16 protein-coding genes and 2 other annotated features are annotated in these 16,904 nt (G+C 55.9%); of the genes, 13 read left to right on the top strand and 3 right to left on the bottom strand.

The genetic code is table 11. The annotated features are described in order from the left end of the window. The first annotated feature begins 118 nt into the window (after nucleotides 1-118). Both J2X61_RS02580 and J2X61_RS02575 read left to right on the top strand, forming a co-directional pair. Complete coding sequence (locus tag J2X61_RS02580) at nucleotides 119-286, top strand: hypothetical protein (protein WP_310185636.1); 168 nt, start codon at nucleotides 119-121, stop codon at nucleotides 284-286. 58 nt (nucleotides 287-344) lie between these two features. After that, nucleotides 345-512 (top strand): hypothetical protein, encoded by a 168-nt coding sequence (locus J2X61_RS02575; RefSeq protein WP_310185633.1) that lies wholly within the window; start codon nucleotides 345-347, stop codon nucleotides 510-512. Nucleotides 513-827: 315 nt separating this feature from the next. On the opposite strand, the gene J2X61_RS02570 is transcribed toward J2X61_RS02575, so the two are convergent. After that, on the bottom strand, nucleotides 828-1,805 hold the full coding sequence (locus J2X61_RS02570) for a substrate-binding domain-containing protein (protein WP_310185631.1): 978 nt from the start codon (nucleotides 1,803-1,805) through the stop codon (nucleotides 828-830). A gap of 164 nt (nucleotides 1,806-1,969) precedes the next feature. Here J2X61_RS02570 and modA point away from each other — a divergent pair, with 164 nt between their 5' ends. The 3 genes from modA (at nucleotide 1,970) to J2X61_RS02555 (ending at nucleotide 4,774) form a co-directional block, all read left to right on the top strand. Further along, nucleotides 1,970-2,839: a molybdate ABC transporter substrate-binding protein gene (modA, locus tag J2X61_RS02565; RefSeq protein WP_310185629.1), complete on the top strand. Its 870-nt coding sequence runs from the start codon at nucleotides 1,970-1,972 to the stop codon at nucleotides 2,837-2,839. Continuing rightward, nucleotides 2,839-3,507, top strand: coding sequence for a molybdate ABC transporter permease subunit (gene modB, locus J2X61_RS02560; RefSeq protein WP_310185627.1), 669 nt, complete (start codon nucleotides 2,839-2,841; stop codon nucleotides 3,505-3,507). Before modA ends, modB begins: the two co-directional genes overlap by 1 nt. Before the next feature lie 283 nt (nucleotides 3,508-3,790). After that, nucleotides 3,791-4,774 (top strand): ATP-dependent DNA ligase, encoded by a 984-nt coding sequence (locus tag J2X61_RS02555; RefSeq protein WP_310185624.1) that lies wholly within the window; start codon nucleotides 3,791-3,793, stop codon nucleotides 4,772-4,774. 60 nt (nucleotides 4,775-4,834) lie between these two features. On the opposite strand, the gene ku is transcribed toward J2X61_RS02555, so the two are convergent. Beyond that, entirely contained in the window at nucleotides 4,835-5,707 is an 873-nt protein-coding gene (gene ku, locus J2X61_RS02550; protein ID WP_274466966.1) for a non-homologous end joining protein Ku, read from the bottom strand. A 168-nt stretch (nucleotides 5,708-5,875) separates the two neighbouring features. Between ku and J2X61_RS02545 the strand changes: the two genes are divergently transcribed. The 8 genes from J2X61_RS02545 (at nucleotide 5,876) to J2X61_RS02510 (ending at nucleotide 14,853) form a co-directional block, all read left to right on the top strand. Then, entirely contained in the window at nucleotides 5,876-6,061 is a 186-nt protein-coding gene (locus J2X61_RS02545; RefSeq protein WP_274466965.1) for a hypothetical protein, read from the top strand. Next, a complete protein-coding gene (locus J2X61_RS02540; RefSeq protein WP_310185623.1) occupies nucleotides 6,058-6,240 on the top strand; it encodes an H-type small acid-soluble spore protein in 183 nt (60 codons plus the stop codon). The genes J2X61_RS02545 and J2X61_RS02540 overlap by 4 nt, the downstream gene beginning before the upstream one ends. Before the next feature lie 419 nt (nucleotides 6,241-6,659). After that, entirely contained in the window at nucleotides 6,660-7,151 is a 492-nt protein-coding gene (tsaE, locus tag J2X61_RS02535; RefSeq protein WP_310185621.1) for a tRNA (adenosine(37)-N6)-threonylcarbamoyltransferase complex ATPase subunit type 1 TsaE, read from the top strand. Next, nucleotides 7,148-7,972, top strand: coding sequence for a tRNA (adenosine(37)-N6)-threonylcarbamoyltransferase complex dimerization subunit type 1 TsaB (gene tsaB, locus J2X61_RS02530; RefSeq protein ID WP_274466962.1), 825 nt, complete (start codon nucleotides 7,148-7,150; stop codon nucleotides 7,970-7,972). The genes tsaE and tsaB overlap by 4 nt, the downstream gene beginning before the upstream one ends. A gap of 24 nt (nucleotides 7,973-7,996) precedes the next feature. Next, a complete protein-coding gene (gene rimI, locus J2X61_RS02525; RefSeq protein WP_310185699.1) occupies nucleotides 7,997-8,476 on the top strand; it encodes a ribosomal protein S18-alanine N-acetyltransferase in 480 nt (159 codons plus the stop codon). A gap of 24 nt (nucleotides 8,477-8,500) precedes the next feature. Beyond that, entirely contained in the window at nucleotides 8,501-9,553 is a 1,053-nt protein-coding gene (gene tsaD / locus J2X61_RS02520) for a tRNA (adenosine(37)-N6)-threonylcarbamoyltransferase complex transferase subunit TsaD (protein ID WP_396135389.1), read from the top strand. An 89-nt stretch (nucleotides 9,554-9,642) separates the two neighbouring features. Beyond that, nucleotides 9,643-9,891: a binding site (T-box leader), on the top strand. A 246-nt stretch (nucleotides 9,892-10,137) separates the two neighbouring features. Then, nucleotides 10,138-10,403, top strand: a binding site (T-box leader). Between the two features lie 139 nt (nucleotides 10,404-10,542). Then, nucleotides 10,543-12,114: a 2-isopropylmalate synthase gene (locus J2X61_RS02515; RefSeq protein WP_310185619.1), complete on the top strand. Its 1,572-nt coding sequence runs from the start codon at nucleotides 10,543-10,545 to the stop codon at nucleotides 12,112-12,114. 402 nt (nucleotides 12,115-12,516) lie between these two features. Continuing rightward, entirely contained in the window at nucleotides 12,517-14,853 is a 2,337-nt protein-coding gene (locus J2X61_RS02510) for a hypothetical protein (protein ID WP_310185617.1), read from the top strand. Here J2X61_RS02510 and J2X61_RS02505 read toward each other — a convergent pair. Beyond that, the gene (locus J2X61_RS02505) at nucleotides 14,850-16,793 is read right to left on the bottom strand and encodes an ABC-F family ATP-binding cassette domain-containing protein (protein ID WP_310185615.1); all 1,944 of its coding nucleotides are present in this window, start codon (nucleotides 16,791-16,793) and stop codon (nucleotides 14,850-14,852) included. The two genes, J2X61_RS02510 and J2X61_RS02505, sit on opposite strands and share 4 nt — an antisense overlap. Nucleotides 16,794-16,904: the final 111 nt, after the last annotated feature.

Genomic DNA, 16,904 nt, shown 5'->3' with positions numbered 1-16,904 from the left:
GACACAGGGGCGCCTATTTTGCCGATTTCGGCGCGAATTGGCGCTGAAACATGCAAGTAACGGCGCTGGTGTCCGTTAGAATTCCGCCACGGCCCGAATACGCGGAATAAGGACCGCTGTGTCCGTTAGCCCAACGGGGGAGGCGCTGGCGTTCACCACCGCCGCCCGCACTAACGGACACCACGGCCGCTATTGGCGCGAAAAACAGCCCGATGCGATTCTAACGGACACAGGGGCGCCTATTTTGCCGATTTCGGCGCGAATTGGCGCTGAAACATGCAAGTAACGGCGCTGGTGTCCGTTAGAATTCCGCCACGGCCCAAATACGCGGAATAAGGACCGCTGTGTCCGTTAGCCCAACGGGGGAGGCGCCGGCGTTCACCACCGCCGCCCGCACTAACGGACACCACGGCCGCTATTGGCGCGAAAAACAGCCCGTCACGATTCAAACGGACACAGGGGCGCCTATTTTGCCGATTTCAGCGCGAATTGGCGCTGAAACAGGCAAATAACGGCGCTGGTGTCCGTTAGAATTCCGCCACGGCCAGAATTCGCGAAATAAGGACCGCTGTGTCCGTTAGCCCAACGGGGGAGGCGCTGGCGTCACCGCCGCCGCCCGCACTAACGGACACCACGGCCGCTATTGGCGCGAAAAACAGCCCGTCGCGATTCCAACGGACACAGGGGCGCCTATTTTGCCGATTTCGGCGCGAATTGGCGCTGAAGCAGGCAAATAACGGCGCTGGTGTCCGTTAGAATTCCGCCACGGCCCGAATTCGAGAAATAGGGACCGCTGTGTCCGTTAGCCGCAGGAGGGGGCTCACTTCTTAAGTCTCAAACATCACACGCCCCGTCTGGGATAGATCATATCCTTGGATTGGGCGCAGCTCGTTATGAAACGCTTCCGATTGCAGCACGTCCTTGACGCGCTCGATCCAAGCCAGGTTTTCCGGCTTCTTCAGCATGACAAGGTCGACACGCTCCTGGATGAGCGGAACGAAGTCAACGCCTCCGACCATCGAAGCCGCCTTCTCTATGCCTACCCCGAAATCACCTTCGCCGGTAGCGACTTTCCCGGCCACGCCCATATGATTCGATTCCTCCTGATCGTATCCGAGCAGTTCCCTGTACGAAATGCCATGCAGGCGCAGCTGTTCGTCCAGCAGGACGCGGGCGCCGGAACCTTTCTCCCGGTTAATGAGACGCAGTCCCTTCTTGCCCAGATCGGCCCATCCGTGAAGTCCTTTCGGGTTGCCACGCTGCACATAGAGACCGGCCGATCTGGAAACAAGCCGGATGACGATATAAGAAGAACCGATCAAAATTTTGCGAACATAAGGAATGTTGTACTCGCCTGTATCGCCGTCCAGCAGATGGGTGGAGACAATATCCGTTTCCCCCCGGTACATCGCGATCAGGCTGTCCAAACTTCCTACATAGGAACGCAGCGGTCTGCTGCCAGGCACCTTGCGTTCGATATGTTTGGCCAGAATGTCCAGCGAAATATCCTGGCCGGTGATGACGAGAGCGCTTTTGCCGGAAGGTGCGGCACCGGGCGGTGAAACGGCAACCGCAGGTCCCGCTGGCGGATCGAGGACAGGCGGATCGACGACACGTGAGGAGCTCGTCATCCCGCCTTTGGCGCGGACTTTATACGCTTCGAGATCTGAAGCGTCTACACGCATTTGCTTGCCTACCCGGTAGGCGGGCAGGTCTCCTTTTTTGATGAGGTCATACACGGTCAGTTTGGAGATTTTGAGGAGCTTGGCGATCTCTTCGGTTGTATAGGAAATGTCAGCTGTCATGGTATCCTCCGTAGGCGGTTTCAATAACTCCTATGATAAGCTGATATAACGAGTATGACAATCTGAATATTTTCCTAGAAAATGTACGGTTTATGTAATAGAATATAACAAGATTATTCTATTTATATCTAAATAGATACATAAATGAAAGTGGAGGGGTTACCATGCTCAAAAGAAGACTGTTTAATCATGTTTCGTTATTATTCATTGCTTCCTCCATGCTTTTCACGGGATGTGCAGCGAAAACCAATGAAAGCGCGGGCGCGACTCCGGCAGCGGCATCCATGGCGCCATCTGCGGCGCCATCGGCTCCAGCAACATCGGCGTCCAAGGAGAAAGTGGAGCTGACCATTTCCGCAGCCGCCAGCTTGACCGACGCACTGAAAGAAATTCAAACCAACTACGAAAGCAAACATACGGGCATCAAGCTCAACTACAACTTCGGCGCCTCGGGTGCGCTACAGCAGCAAATCGAGCAAGGGGCTCCGGCGGACATGTTCCTGTCGGCAGCGGCCAAAAATATGAAAGCACTCGTGGATAAAGGACTCATCGACGCCTCCAAGCAAAGCAATTTGCTCCTCAATGAATTGGTGCTGGTCGTTCCTGCGGACGGCAAAGCGGCCGTGCAGAAGGTGGAAGATTTGACGGGCGACGCGATCAAACACATAGCGGTCGGTGAACCGCAAACCGTTCCCGCAGGCGGTTATGCCAAAGAAGCGCTGACGCAAGCGAAGCTATGGGACACTCTTCAAGGCAAAATTGTGCAAGGGAAAGACGTGCGTCAAGTATTGACCTATGTGGAGTCCGGCAATGCCGAAGCGGGTTTCGTCTACAAGACCGATGCGTTAAGCTCCAAAAGTGTGAAGGTTGCGCTTAGCGTCGATCCCAAGAGCTACACGCCGGTCGAATACCCGGCAGGGGTCGTGAAAGCGACGAAGCACAGCCAAGAAGCCGCTGATTTCCATGCCTATCTGCAAACCAAAGAAGCGCAGGACGTTTTCGTGAAATACGGCTTCACCATCCCGGCGAAATGATGGAAGACATCACCTGGGGGGAATTCGCCGCTCCCATTGTGCTTTCACTCAAAGTGGCCGCGGTGTCCAGCCTATTCGTCCTCCTGCTCGGCGGCTTGGCGGCTTGGCGAATGTCGCGGCGTAAATTCCGCGGGAAAGCCTTCGTCGAAACGGCAATTCTGCTGCCCTTGGTGCTGCCGCCTACCGTTGTCGGCTTCATCCTGCTTGTGCTTCTGGGCAAGAAAAGCTGGATCGGCTCCTTATTTGAACGGTTGTTGGGTCTCCCTATCATTTTTACCTGGGGAGCCGCCGTTGTCGCCTCGGTTGTGGTGGCCTTCCCGCTCGTGTACCAAACGATGAAAACAGGGTTCTCGGCCGTCAGCAAAGACCTGGAAGACTCCGGTCGGTCGAACGGCGCGAACGAATGGCAGGTGCTGCGCTATATTACGCTTCCCTTGGCCCGTCGCTCGATTACGTCTGCGTACATTCTGGGCTTCGCCCGGGGACTCGGCGAATTCGGCGCGACGCTCATGATCGCTGGCAACATCCCGCATAAGACGCAGACGCTGCCGACAGCCATCTATATTGCCGTAGAATCCGGCAATCAGACGCTGGCCTGGCTCTGGGCCGGAGCCATTATCGTCATCTCCTTCGGACTTGTGCTGTTCGTCAGCCGCAAAGCCGAATAAATAAACCCTCCGGCTGCCCGTCCAGGCGCATATAGACCGGAGGGTTATTGCTATTTCGGCGGGAGGAGTCGTCTGCTCTGGGACTGGGCGGTGACCAGCTTCCGGTTTGCCTTGAGGGCCACATTGACGCAGCCTCATGTACTTCGGCGGCAAGGGCGCTCTGAGCCAAAGTCTGTATGTGCTTGGCGGCATGGCGGCGGCAGCCGCTTAACGATATGCCGAACACGGACATCTGACCATCAACGTGGCGTTGATGGTTTTTCTTTTGCCGCCGATGGTAATAATGAGAAGTATCCTGCAACAGATGGAGACGCATATGGAACTCTCACTCAACCCGGTCATCCCGTTCGAGCCGGTCAGCACGGAAACGATACCGGAAGGCAAGCAGTGGATCGCCCAAATCAAATGGGACGGGGTCCGGATGCTGACTTATGATGACGGGCACAACGTTCGTCTGGTGAATCGAAGATTGAACGACCGGACGCTCCAATATCCCGAGATCGCGAGTACACGGTCGTATTGCAAGGCGAGCTCCGTCATTCTGGACGGGGAATTGATAGCGCTCAAAGACGGCAGGCCGTCTTTCCATGAAATTATGCGCCGGGACGGCGTCCGCAACGCCAAAAATTTGCCCCTGGCGATCAAATCGGTTTCCGTCGTGTATATGATCTACGATATTTTGTTCCTTAATGGCAAATGGCTTGTGGATGAAGAGCTGCAGGAGCGGCAGCGAATATTGTCGGAAGTGATTCATACGAACGAAACCATCCAGCTCGTTCCGAATTACCCGGATGCCGATGCCTTATTCGCCGTCATGAAGCAGCATGATATGGAGGGTGTCGTGATCAAGGATTTGCAGAGCAAATACTTAATCGGGGGCAAGGACAAGCGCTGGATGAAAAAGAAGATCGTTCACGATCTCATCGCCGTCGTAGGCGGGGTAACCAAGCGAGGCCAATTGGTCAATGCGCTGATGCTGGGGCTCTATGACGCTTCCGGCCAGCTGTGGTACATCGGACACGCCGGGACGGGCAAGCTGACGCAGCAGGATTGGCGATCGCTGACGGACGTCGTGAACGGGATGACGATTGGCAGCAAGCCGTTCGTCAACGCGCCGGAGAGATCCAAAGATGCCATCTGGATCGAACCGCGCATCACGGTGAAAATCAACTACATGGAATGGACGCGGGACAGGAACTTGCGTCAGCCGAGCATACAGGCAATCGTGACCGCCTCTCCGGAGGAATGCAGCTTCAACCAGCTCTAACAAAGAATAAGCGCCTGTCCAGGGGCCGCCCCGGCTCCATGGATAAGCGCTTATTGATCGTTATGAGACAGGTTCTTTCACCTTTTTGGCCCGCGACTTCTTCGGTTTCTTCTCTTCTTGAACGGTTGCATCCGGGGCTAGCGTCACCTTGCCGTCGTCATCCGCCGATTTCGTGGCATCGAGGCTCGCTTGCAGCGCGGCCATGAGATCGATGACGCTCGTTTTCTGCAGAGCAGGCGCGGCTTGCACTTCTTCGCCGGCGATTTTGTGCTCGATGGCCTCGAGCAAGCGTCCCCGGTATTCGTCCTTATATTTCTCCGGTTCAAAAGGGGAGGACAGCTGGCTGATCAGCATCTTGGCCATTTCCAGCTCGCGTTCGTTGACGGTCACCTTCTCAGGCAGATTGGGAACCTGCGAGATTGGCCTGATTTCATCGGGATAGAAGATGGTCTCCAAGGCCAGGCAGTTCTCGATGACGCGGATCGCAGCCAGTGAGCTTTTGGAGCGAATGGATACTTTGGCGACGCCGATTTTGCCGGTTTGGCGCATAGAGTCCAGCAGCAGATTATAAGCGCCTGCTCCCGTATCCCCGGGGCCTAGATAATAGGTTTTTTGAAAATAAACCGGATCGATATCCGTCAAGTTGACGAAATCCAGAATCTTGATCTCTTTGTTCGCCTCTCCGGAGATGCTTTCCAATTCATCCTTCTCGAAAAGGACAAAACGCCCGGGCTCGTACTCGTAGCCTTTCGTAATTTCGTCCCATTCTACTTCTTTCTCGCAAGTCTGGCATTTGCGCACATAAGCTAGAGGGGTAATGCAAGTTTTATGAATGTATCTCATGGAGATGTCTTTATCTTCAGTAGCCGAAAACATTTTCACTGGTACATGGACGAGCCCGAAAGAAATGGCGCCTTTCCAAACCGTATGCATCGCGTAATTCCTCCCCAATGATATTCGTTATTGTACTAGTATTCTCTTGATTTTCTGCCTTTATACGGCAGTGAATAAGAGAATGGATTTCGGGCGGCGTGGGCACGTTAAAGATGCAAGTTGATTGCCATAGGGCTTGTCAAAGTACGCTTAAGGAGGGATTTACGGATGGCACAAGATTCAAATGCAACCCAAGATACAAGCGATCAAGGAAAAGATGAGCATTTCATGGACATCGATCGGATGATTAACGAAGGCTTGGGCGGAGGCAACGTTACCATGCATAACGGATTGATCGAATCCACGACCACGGATACGATGGATCATCCGGAATCCGTATTGGACGAGCCATGAACCTTCATCGCGCTCAAGAAATTTTAGCTGCCGACGAGAAGATTACGGTTGAACTGAACGGCGTTCCGGTATGGATCGATAGTGTCGATGCCGGCAAAGCGCTGGCCAAAGTTCATGCCGAAGAGAATCCGGCCGATGCTAAGCTGGTAGCCGTGCAGGAGCTCGAAGAGGTCCGCTAAGGCGTCAGGAAGCCCGTTCCCTATGTGGGGAGCGGGCTTCCTGACGTTCGTGGGGGCTAACGGACACAGGTGCCGTTGTTCGCTGAAAATCGGCCGCTTGGACAATGTAACGGACACAGATGACGTTATATACGCCTATGAGCTTGATGATGTCCGATATATCGGCATATAAGGTCTTTGGTGTCCGTTAGCACGGAAACAAGGCGCTTCAAGCTTGATTAGCGGCCTCTGTGTCCGTTACAACCGGGGCTCGGTCAGAGTCGCTGTTCCCTTGGTTGATCCCCGGGGCCCGGCCCAACCCGGCCCGGCCCAACCCAACCCGGAGCATGGCGAGCTTGTACCGGCCGGGAAACCGCCATTGCTATCGCAGTAAGACGAAGGCTATAATAGGAGCAGCACGCGCATTCGGAAAGAAAGGGATGAGATCACTGGCTCAAACCGCATATACGTACTATTCCCGGCAGGAGGCAGATACCGACAAGCTGGGGCAGCTGCTGGCCGGCCGCCTGCATCCCGGGGCTGTTCTTACGCTGGACGGCGATCTGGGAGCAGGGAAAACGAGGTTCTCGCAAGGATTCGCTAGAGCGATAGGCATTCAGGAAACGGTGAATTCGCCGACGTTTACGATTATCAAAGAATACGAGGGAGCGCAGCTTCCTTTCTATCATATGGATATGTACCGCATTTCCCAAGAGGAGGCGGACGAGCTGGGGCTCGAAGATTATTTCTACGGGGCAGGCGTTACGCTGATCGAATGGTCGAGCCTTATCGAAGATCTGCTCCCGGCAGAACGGCTTGCGATTACGATTTCTTTGCAAGAGGATCAAACCAGAGTGTTTCACCTGACGCCATACGGGGAGCCGTACGGCAGTTGGTGTGTACAGATGAAGGAGAACGGACAACTACAATGACAGAACGGACAAAGCATACAGGCCGATGCTTAGCCATCGACACATCCTCCTCGGCAATGACGGTAGCCCTATTAGAAGACGGCAACCTGCTGGGCGAGGTCAGTTCGCACGCCGAACGAAACCATTCCATCGGGCTCTTGCCCCATATCGAGGAGCTGCTGGCCTCCCGGCAGCTGAAACCGAAAGATCTGCAAGCTGTCGCTGCCGGCGTAGGCCCAGGCTCCTATACCGGCGTCCGGATCGCCGTCTCCGTGGCCAAAACATTCGCCTGGTCGCTGGGTCTTACTCTCATAGGCATATCCAGTTTGGAAGCGATGGCGCTGGGCGGAGCCGACAATCGGCTTGAAGTTCCTGCGGACGGTCTCACATGGGTCGTCCCGCTCCTGGACGGACGGCGCAAGCAGGCGTTTACAGCCGTGTATGCGTACGAAGGCGCTTCTCCGCTTGCTGCAGAGGGAGATCCCGATGCATCATGGCGCGAAGTGCTGCCGGACGGCATTCGCGTCATCGGGCCGTGGCTGGCACAGCTGCGCTCGGCGGCAGCGCAGGCGGGGCCGGGACAAGCGCCCCGCAGCATCCTGTTCGTAGGCGAAACAGAAGGCTTCGAGGCGGAGCTTGAGCAATTCGCGCAAGACTGGCCAGGGAATTGCGAACAGCTTAGCTACGGAATCGAAGCCCAATATATCGGCAAGCTGGCTAATCCGCGCTTGGCTCGCGGGGAGCGTGCGGACGTGCACACCTTGGTGCCGAACTACACCAGACTCCCGGAAGCAGAGGCGAACTTACTGGCTGGCGTCCAAATGAAGAAAGGGGAGAGTTGATTCGTGGAACAACATCAACCGCATATGACGGAAGAAACGTTGGTTTTTCGCTCCATGCAATTGGAGGACATCCCCTACATTTGTGAAATCGAACAAGAGGCTTTTACAACCCCATGGACTAGAGGGGCTTTCGAGAACGAATTGACGAACAATCAGTTCGCTCATTATATGATTATGGATGCCGGCGGCGAGGTTGCCGGTTACGGCGGCATGTGGCTCATCATGGAGGAAGCGCATGTGACGAACATTGCCGTCAGGAACACGTATAGAGGGCGCAAGCTCGGGGAGCGTCTGCTGCGGGAATTGATGAAAACGGCAGCCTTCCTGGGAGCGATCCGGATGACGCTGGAAGTGCGGGCATCGAACTATGTCGCGCAGAATTTGTATGAGAAAGTCGGCTTCCGCTCCGTCGGTGTGCGCAGGGGTTATTATACGGACAACCGGGAGGACGCCGTCATCATGTGGGCGGATTTGCCCAAGAGAAGGAAGGATAGTCTCGGATAATGAGGCTTCGGCAGGTGAACCATTGTGACTATACAGAATGAACAACAGATGAATCAGGCAGGTCAGGAGCCTGTCTATATTTTGGCCATAGAAACGAGCTGTGACGAAACTTCAGTAGCGATTGTCGAAAATGGCAAAATCATCCGCTCGAACGTCGTCTCGAGCCAAATCGAAACGCATCAGCGCTTCGGCGGCGTTGTGCCGGAGGTGGCTTCCCGGAAGCATGTGGAGTCGATCACCTGGATGCTGGAGGAAGCCGTGGAGAAGGCGGGCGTGTCGCTGCAGCAGCTGTCCGCGATTGCCGTAACAGAGGGCCCCGGCCTGATCGGGGCGCTGCTGGTCGGTGTCGTCGCGGGTAAAGCGCTCGCCTGCGCCTTGGGGCTGCCCTTGATCGGCGTGCACCATATTGCCGGTCATATCTATGCGAATCAACTCGTGCATGAGCTGGAATATCCGCTCCTCTCGCTCGTCGTGTCCGGCGGACATACGGAGCTGGTACTTCTGGAGGAGCCGGGCCGATTCCGGATCATCGGGCGCACACGCGACGACGCGGCAGGCGAAGCGTACGACAAGATCGCCCGTGCGATGGGCCTGCCTTATCCGGGCGGCCCGCACGTGGATCGGCTCGCGCATGAGGCCGATTCCGAAGTGAAGCTGCCTCGTTCGTGGCTGGAGGCGGATTCCTACGACTTCAGCTTCAGCGGTCTCAAATCCGCTGTGCTGAACGTCGTCAACCAAAGCAAAATGCGCGGCGAAACCGTCCAAACCGCGCAAATCGCCAAAGGCTTCCAAGCCTCCGTCATCGACGTGCTTGTCGAGAAAGCGGCCCGCGCCGTGCGGGAGTTCGGCGCGAAGCAGCTGCTGCTCGCGGGCGGCGTCGCCGCGAACAGAGGCTTGCGCACCGCGCTGGCCGAGCGCTGCGCGCAGCTGGACGTGCCGCTGCTGGTGCCGCCGCACAGCCTCTGCACGGACAATGCGGCGATGATTGCCGCCGCTGCGTTCCTCAAGTGGGACAAGCAGGAATTCGATACGATAGAGCTTAAAGCGGAGGCACAGCTGAAGCTGGAAGAGTGGTAAGTTCCACGCTGCTCAGCAAAATTTAACAATTTTCAGATAACTGTATTGACTTTGCCGTGAACGCATATTATAATCACAATCAATACTTTTGAAACGCTAAGAACGGGAATAGTACGGACCCTCAGTTTCGCTCAGAGAGCTGTGCGCTTGGTGAAAGCACAGACGAAACGTGACCAGAACTCGCCCGGGAGCGGTAAGGCTGATCAGGATGCCAAGGATCCGGCACCAAGTAGGTCTTGACGGTTGACCCCCGTGATCGGGTACACGAGTGGTTTCGAGCTAACAGCTCGGATCAATGAGAGTGGTACCGCGGAAGGTTCAGGCCTGTCGTCTCTTTTATAGAGATGGCAGGTCTTTTTGGTCGTTCTAGACGGCTGCCCCACCGCCATGCACCTCTGCCTTAGCTGCATCTCTTTCCGTGCAGTTCCGCCGATTGAGACTAGTCAGCCGCAACATACGGCGAATTTACCGAATTTTCTTGAAATTGAACGCGGGAGCCCGTATTTACTGCAGGAAATACAGGGAACTCTACCGAATCGCAGCTATTCGTCAATCACACCACATATCAACCATCTGAACATAGAATAAACGCAATGAACAAGAGTAGTAAGGGCTCACCTCCACGGTACAGAAAGCTGCGGGTCGATGCGACGCAGACCGGGAATGCCCCGAACTCGCTTGGAAGCGGTCATGCTGAGCGGCATAGCTAATGCTGTTAGGCACGAACGGATGACCTCCGTGATCGGGTGACATGACCGGCTGCATCTTGGCCGGCAATGTCTGAGGTGGGCTCCGCACGCGGAGTCAACAAGAGTGGTACCGCGCTGGGTGAAGACCCGTCGTCTCTTATATGGAGATGGCGGGTCTTTTTGTTGTTGTAAAGTACAAAAGCGAGAGCGCCTGTCGACCTGTTGGACTTGTCCATAAGGCTGCTCCGACATTCATCATCGCCAGCAGCGTCTGGCTCACATTCGAGGAGGAATATAACCATGGAACATCAAACTAACCGCCGCATTCGTATTTTCGATACAACACTGCGTGATGGAGAGCAAGCGCCGGGCGCTTCGCTGTATCCGGAGGAAAAGATTCGCATCGCCAGACAGCTGGCCAAAATGGGTGTCGATACGATCGAGCCCGGCTTCCCGATCTCGAGCCCCGGCGACTTCCATGCGGTGCAGCAAATATCCCGCGAGCTGCACGGCGTCGAGATTTGCGGATTCGCCCGCGCGATGAAAGCCGACATCGACGCAGCGGTCAAAGCAACGCAGGATGCCGCATCGCGCCGGATTCACATGTTTCTGTCTTCGTCGGACATCCACCTGGATTTCCAACTGCGCAAATCGCGCCAGCAGGTCGTGGAGATGGCGCGCACGATGGTTGCGTATGCCAAGCAATTCGTGAATAACATCGAATTCTCGCCGATGGACGCTACGCGGACAGGGGATGAATTCTTGTTCGAAGTTCTGGAGGCCGTTATCGCGGAGGGCGCCACGATTCTCAACATCCCGGACACCGTCGGATACGCGCTGCCGGAAGAATACGGAGCGATGTTCCGCCGAGTACGCCAGAGTGTAAGAGGCGGCGATACGGTCGAATACAGCGCTCATTGTCACAACGATCTGGGGCTTGCCGTTGCGAACTCTTTGGCTGCTATTGCCGCCGGCGTTACCCATGTGGAGGTTACGGTCAACGGCGTCGGTGAGCGTGCGGGGAACTGTTCGCTGGAAGAACTGGTCATGGCGATTGAGACCCGTAAGCAAACGATGGGCGTCGAGACGGGCATTGTGAGCAGCGAAATTTTCAACACGTCTAAGATGGTTTCCCGCATCATGGGCTTCCCGATCGCCTACAATAAACCGATCGTCGGCCGGAATGCGTTCCAGCACGAAGCGGGCATTCATCAAGACGGTTTGCTGAAAAACCGCAGCACGTACGAAATCATGGATCCGGAGAAGCTGGGCATTCCACGCTCGATGATCATTCTGGGCAAGCACTCCGGCCGCCATGCGCTGAAGCACCGCGTAGGTCAATTCGGTATCGAGCTGACCGGTGAAGAGCTGGATACGCTGTATACGAAGTTCAAGGAAAAAGCCGACGAGCAGAAGATGGTTACCGACGATCAGCTGCTGGAGCTTGTAGGTACAACGGTTGAAGGCCAGATGGAGCCGTTCACGCTGACGCATGTGCAGGTCGTATCCAGCAGTGACCGCAACCGGGTCGCTTCCGTGGCCGTCAGGAACAACCAGACGGGAGTCGAGAGCGTCTACTCGGGCACAGGCGAAGGACCGATCGAAGCGATCGTGCAAAGTCTTCGTCAAGCGGTGCCGATGACCGTGGAGTTCTCCGATCTGGAGCTGCATTCGCTATCCACAGGGGAGAAAGCAACCGGTGAAGCGGAAGTGACCATTTCCGTCGATGGCCAGACGTATAAGAACACCGGTATCGACCAAGATGTGCTCGTTGCAGTGGCGAAAGCATTCATCTCGGCCTGCAACCAAGCCATTCGCATGCAGGGGCAGGGCGCTCCGGAATCGACATCCGAGGTCACAACGGCTTCTTAAGGGGACAGATTCACTTGAATTGTGAGAAAACTTAGTTATATACACAACTTGTGAGCAAAGTTATCCACATACCCTGTGTACAATGTGAACAACTATAAGAAATCCCCATAGATCAACGATTTTAAGGGGGAAAAAAATCGGATAACTTTTGAACAGGTTTTTGGGGATAATGTGGATAAGTTTGTGGAAAAATGCAAAAAATCGCAGGGGGAGGCGGGTTTAGCCTCCCTTTTTTCATGTGGATAACCATGTGTGTAAGAATTGGGGGTGACAAATCGTCTCCTAAATTATCGGAACAATTCGGCATTGGATACTTTCACCGCTTGAGGAAAAAGCTATAACCAAAAAACGGGCGGGAGAATTCGTATGAAATTAAAAATAATGATTTGTCTTGTGGGTATCTTGAGTTTCGTACCGGAGTTGTCCACATACGGGATAGCTGCCGGCGCCGAGGCGACTTCAACGATTCAACGTGCACAGGGAGTAGCGGCCGAAGCCCAAGTGTCTTTCAGCCCTAATGAAAGATTCAAGAAAGTGACGGTCATTGCCATTCCCTGCTTTTCGTTCCTGGAGCTGAGACCCGAGCGGTTGGGAGCTATGCCGCATATTCGGAAGCTGACAGAGGTCGGAGCTATCGGCGGGATGAATATTCGAACGGCTGCTCGTTCAATGCGGGATGTCTACAGCTCGCTTGGGGCTGGGGAAGCGCTCACCGGACTTCCGGAGCTGCAAGCTTTGGAAGCTGAGGATATGAGGCTTGGCGTCCGTGCTACAGAGCTTAGGGAACGGTATATGGGCCCGGCGCAAGAGGATGTGCTTGGCGCCGCAGCAGCAGGGGCACTGCTAGTTCCCGATCTGCCCAAACTGAAGAGGCTGAATCAAGATCAACTGTATGGGGCGGGGATGCTGGGGGATTTGCTGAAAGGATATGGGATTCGGCGCACCGTCCTCGGCAGCAGCGATTTGGACCAAGGCGCCCATGTTGAATTCAAACAGCTGCGCCGCTATGCGCCTCTCATGCTGATAGATTCCAATGGGATTGTGGATAACGGGACTCTGGGGGATGAAGCGATGGCTGCGGCTGTGGATAGACCCTACGGGATGCGTACCGATTATGCACAGCTTCTTCAGTGGTGGAAAAAAAGAATGCCATCCAGCTTCACGCTCATTGAATTAGGCGATCTGTACAGGCTGAACGCTGACAAAAGTCATTATGACACGGACCGCTGGGAGGAACTGAAAGGTAAGGTGCTGCAAGAGATAGATGCCTTTCTGGGCCAGCTAATGGAGGAAGTGCAGACAGATCAGGACAGCTTGTGGGTATTCTCGCCGGAGGTGAGCTCGGAAGCGGCAAGGGAAAAGGCTTATCTATCGCCGCTTATTCATTATACGGGGGAGAGCGGCATGCTCGTATCGGAATCTACCCGCCGCAAAGGCGTTGTGACCTTTCAAGATTGGACAAGCTCACTGCTGGACGAGTTCAAAATTCCGCAGCCGCCAGGATTGAGCGGCATCCCGCTGGCAGCTTCCTCCGCAACCGGGGGGCTCGCCGAGCTGCTGCTTGATCAGAACAGCATGCGAATGATTTACCGCAGCCGTCCGTATTTGCTGTATCCATTCGCAACTTATGAGATGTTCGTTTTGCTGGGAAGTTTGCTTTATGCGCTTTGGCTGAGAAGGCGCGGGGAAAGCCTGGGGCAATTCAGCGGGTATGGACTGATCCGCACGCTGCTGTTATCGCTGCTGACGGCGCCGGCCGTCATGCTGGTCCTGGGCTGGGCCGCCGCTCCTCTGACGGCAATAGCGGGGATACCCGCGGCAATGGCTATGCTTGTGACCGGTTTCGTGCTGGGGAGCTTGGCGCTTGCCCTTTTGCTCCAAAACTGCACGGAAACTAAGGCCATGATGGGCATCGGTCTCGGGCTTGCCGGAATCATTACGCTCGATACGTTCACAGGGGCGCAGGCTATGAAATATTCCGTGCTAGGCTACGACCCGATGATCGGCGCCCGTTATTACGGCATCGGCAACGAATACATGGGCGTCCTCATCGGTGCGCTGGTGCTCGGCGTGACCGCCGCCTTGCAGCGCCGTCATGCCGCAGGCGGCGCTGTAAGGCGTGGGGCCGGCGCGGCTGCCGGCACCGCGTTCCTGCTCGTGACGGCCGCCTTGGCGGCACCGTCACTCGGAGCGAACGCGGGCGGCGCCCTGAGCGCTGCGGTCGCCTTCGGCATCGCCGGCGTGCAGTGCTTCGCCGACAGCCGCTGGCGCGAGCTGAACCTAGGCAGGGGCACGGCCCTGCTGACGGTGCTGCTCGCGCTCGGGGTCGGGGCGCTGTGGCTGCTCAACAGCGCCGATTCTCCCGCGGCGTTCGCGCGGGAGAGCCATGTCGGGCGCGCGTTCCACGCGCTGCGCGAAGGGCGGTTCGATCAGATCGGGCATCTGATCGTGCGCAAGCTGCGGATGAATGTGCACCTGCTTCGGGCATCCGCTTGGAGCAAGGTCCTCCTCACGAGTCTCTTCGTGATGGCGGTGCTGGTGCTTCGCCCGCGCGGCAGGCTCCGCGTGTGGCAGCACGAAAACCCGTACTGGATGTACGGGTTCTCAGCCAATATGATCGGAGCCATCGCAGCGCTGCTGCTCAATGACTCCGGTATTGTGGCCGCAGCGACGATGATCGTCTTCGTCGCCGTGCCGATGCTGCTGCTGCGGCTGCGGGAGCTGGCGCCGTCTTCTTAGACGAGCAGCGCCTCCCACTCCTCATAGCAGCCTGCTAGCATACTCTTGCGCTTATCCACCTCGGCCTGCTTCTCCTGCACGAGGACGTAGTTGTTGTACACGTCCGGATCGGCAAGCTCCGCCTCCAGCGCGGAGACTTCGTCTTCCAGCCGGGCGATGTCGAGCTCTAGCTGCTCCAGCTTGCGCTGGCGGCTGCGTTCCTCGCGCTTGGCCGCTTTGTCCGCCTCGTACCCGCCGGCGGCGGCGGGTTCATTCTTGGCCGCCGCTCCGCCGGCCGCCTTCTTCTCCGCCTCTTTGGCCAAGCGCTTGGCTTCAATCTCCGCCAGCTCGGCTTTCTTTTCCACATAATCGTCGTAGTTGCCGAGATAAGCGGTGAGCCCGTCTTTTTGCAGATCGAGCATGCTCTCCGCCATTTTATTCAGGAAGTAGCGGTCATGGGAGATGAACAGAAGCGTTCCCTCATAGTCGATCAAAGCCGACTCCAGCACTTCTTTGCTGTACAGATCAAGATGGTTGGTAGGCTCATCGAGGATGAGGACGTTCGCTTTCTGCAGCATGAGCTTGGCCAGAGCGACCCGGGCCTTCTCGCCGCCGCTCAGCGCAGCGACCTTCTTGAACACTTCCTCGCCGCTGAACAGGAAATTCCCCAGCACGGTGCGAATGCGCGCCTCCTCCAGATGAGGGTACGCGTTCCATACTTCCTCCAGGACGCTGTTCGCCGGGTTCAGCCCTGTCTGCTCCTGATCGTAGTAGCCGATCGTGACGCCTGTGCCCCACTTGAACGTGCCGGCATCGGGTTGGTGTTGGCCGATTAAAGTTTTGAGCAGCGTCGATTTGCCGACCCCGTTGGGTCCGATGAGCGCGGCCGTCTCCGAGCGGCGAAGCTGGAAGGAGACCCCGTCGAGCAGCCGGTTTATCCCGTCATAGGAAATCGCCAGACGATCGACCTGCAGCACTTCTTTGCCTGATGTATGCTCGATTTCGAAAGAGAACGAGGCGCGCTTCAAATCGCCCATCGGCTTGTCGAGCCGGTCCATCTTCTCCAGCTGCTTGCGGCGGCTCTGAGCTCTCTTGGTTGTCGAAGCACGCACGATGTTGCGCTGCACGAAATCTTCCAGCTTCGCGATCTCCTCCTGCTGCTTCTCGAACTGCTTTAGTTCGATTTCGTAATTCGCTTCTTTAATTTCGATGAACCGGGTGTAGTTCCCGGTATACCGCTTGGCGGCATGACGCTCGATTTCGTAGATGGAAGTGACCAGCGCATCCAGGAAGAACCGGTCATGGGATACGACGAGAATCGCACCCGGATATCCACGGAGATATCCCTCCAACCAGGTTAAGGTTTGAATGTCCAGATGGTTCGTCGGCTCATCGAGCATGAGCAGGTCGGGCTCTTCGAGCAGCATTTTGGCTAGGGCCAGCCTTGTTTTCTGCCCGCCGCTCAACGTTTGCACGAGGGTATCCGGCGAGAATTCGCCGAAGCCCATCCCGTGAAGAATGCCGCGAATTTTCGCTTCGATTTCGTAGCCGCCCTGCTCGCGGAACCAATCGGAGCGCTGGGCGTACCGGTTCATGGTGGTCTCGTATTTCTTCTCGTCGTTGATCAGAGCAGGGTCGGACATCTGCGCCTCCAGGTCACGCAGCTCCTTCTCGGTCTCCAGCAGGGTACTGAACACGCTGAGCAGCTCGTTCCAAATCGTTTTGTCCGTTTGGAGTCCGCTATTTTGTTTGAGATAACCGATCTTCGTTTCTTTGGCTTTGAAAATGTCGCCGCTGTCATAGGACATCTCACCGGCAATAATCTGTAGCAACGTAGACTTCCCGGCGCCGTTCACGCCGACGAGACCAATGCGTTCTTTATCTTCGATTTGAAGCGTTATATTGGAGAGTACGGAACGTACTCCATAGCTTTTGGAAATGTTCGAAACTTGTAATAGCATCTGCTGCTGCCTCCTGCTTATTAATGAAGGAATCTGTGTGAGCCCGCCGTCTGGCGGCTGATAATCCCATCAATTCACTAGTATACACCATGCGTGAAGACATCGTATGCT

Source organism: Bacillus sp. 3255 (assembly GCF_031456485.1).
GTDB lineage: Bacteria > Bacillota > Bacilli > Paenibacillales > NBRC-103111 > Paenibacillus_E.
This window is presented reverse-complemented; position numbering and strand designations above follow the sequence as displayed.

Bases quoted from the DNA above. Each gene is read 5' to 3' on its own strand.
- J2X61_RS02570 (WP_310185631.1), bottom strand. From the start codon at position 1,805: ATGACAGCTGACATTTCCTATACAACCGAAGAGATCGCCAAGCTCCTC.
- modA (WP_310185629.1), top strand. From the start codon at position 1,970: ATGCTCAAAAGAAGACTGTTTAATCATGTTTCGTTATTATTCATTGCT.
- modB (WP_310185627.1), top strand. From the start codon at position 2,839: ATGGAAGACATCACCTGGGGGGAATTCGCCGCTCCCATTGTGCTTTCA.
- J2X61_RS02555 (WP_310185624.1), top strand. From the start codon at position 3,791: ATGAGAAGTATCCTGCAACAGATGGAGACGCATATGGAACTCTCACTC.
- ku (WP_274466966.1), bottom strand. From the start codon at position 5,707: ATGCATACGGTTTGGAAAGGCGCCATTTCTTTCGGGCTCGTCCATGTA.
- J2X61_RS02545 (WP_274466965.1), top strand. From the start codon at position 5,876: ATGGCACAAGATTCAAATGCAACCCAAGATACAAGCGATCAAGGAAAA.
- J2X61_RS02540 (WP_310185623.1), top strand. From the start codon at position 6,058: ATGAACCTTCATCGCGCTCAAGAAATTTTAGCTGCCGACGAGAAGATT.
- tsaE (WP_310185621.1), top strand. From the start codon at position 6,660: ATGAGATCACTGGCTCAAACCGCATATACGTACTATTCCCGGCAGGAG.
- tsaB (WP_274466962.1), top strand. From the start codon at position 7,148: ATGACAGAACGGACAAAGCATACAGGCCGATGCTTAGCCATCGACACA.
- rimI (WP_310185699.1), top strand. From the start codon at position 7,997: ATGACGGAAGAAACGTTGGTTTTTCGCTCCATGCAATTGGAGGACATC.
- J2X61_RS02515 (WP_310185619.1), top strand. From the start codon at position 10,543: ATGGAACATCAAACTAACCGCCGCATTCGTATTTTCGATACAACACTG.
- J2X61_RS02505 (WP_310185615.1), bottom strand. From the start codon at position 16,793: ATGCTATTACAAGTTTCGAACATTTCCAAAAGCTATGGAGTACGTTCC.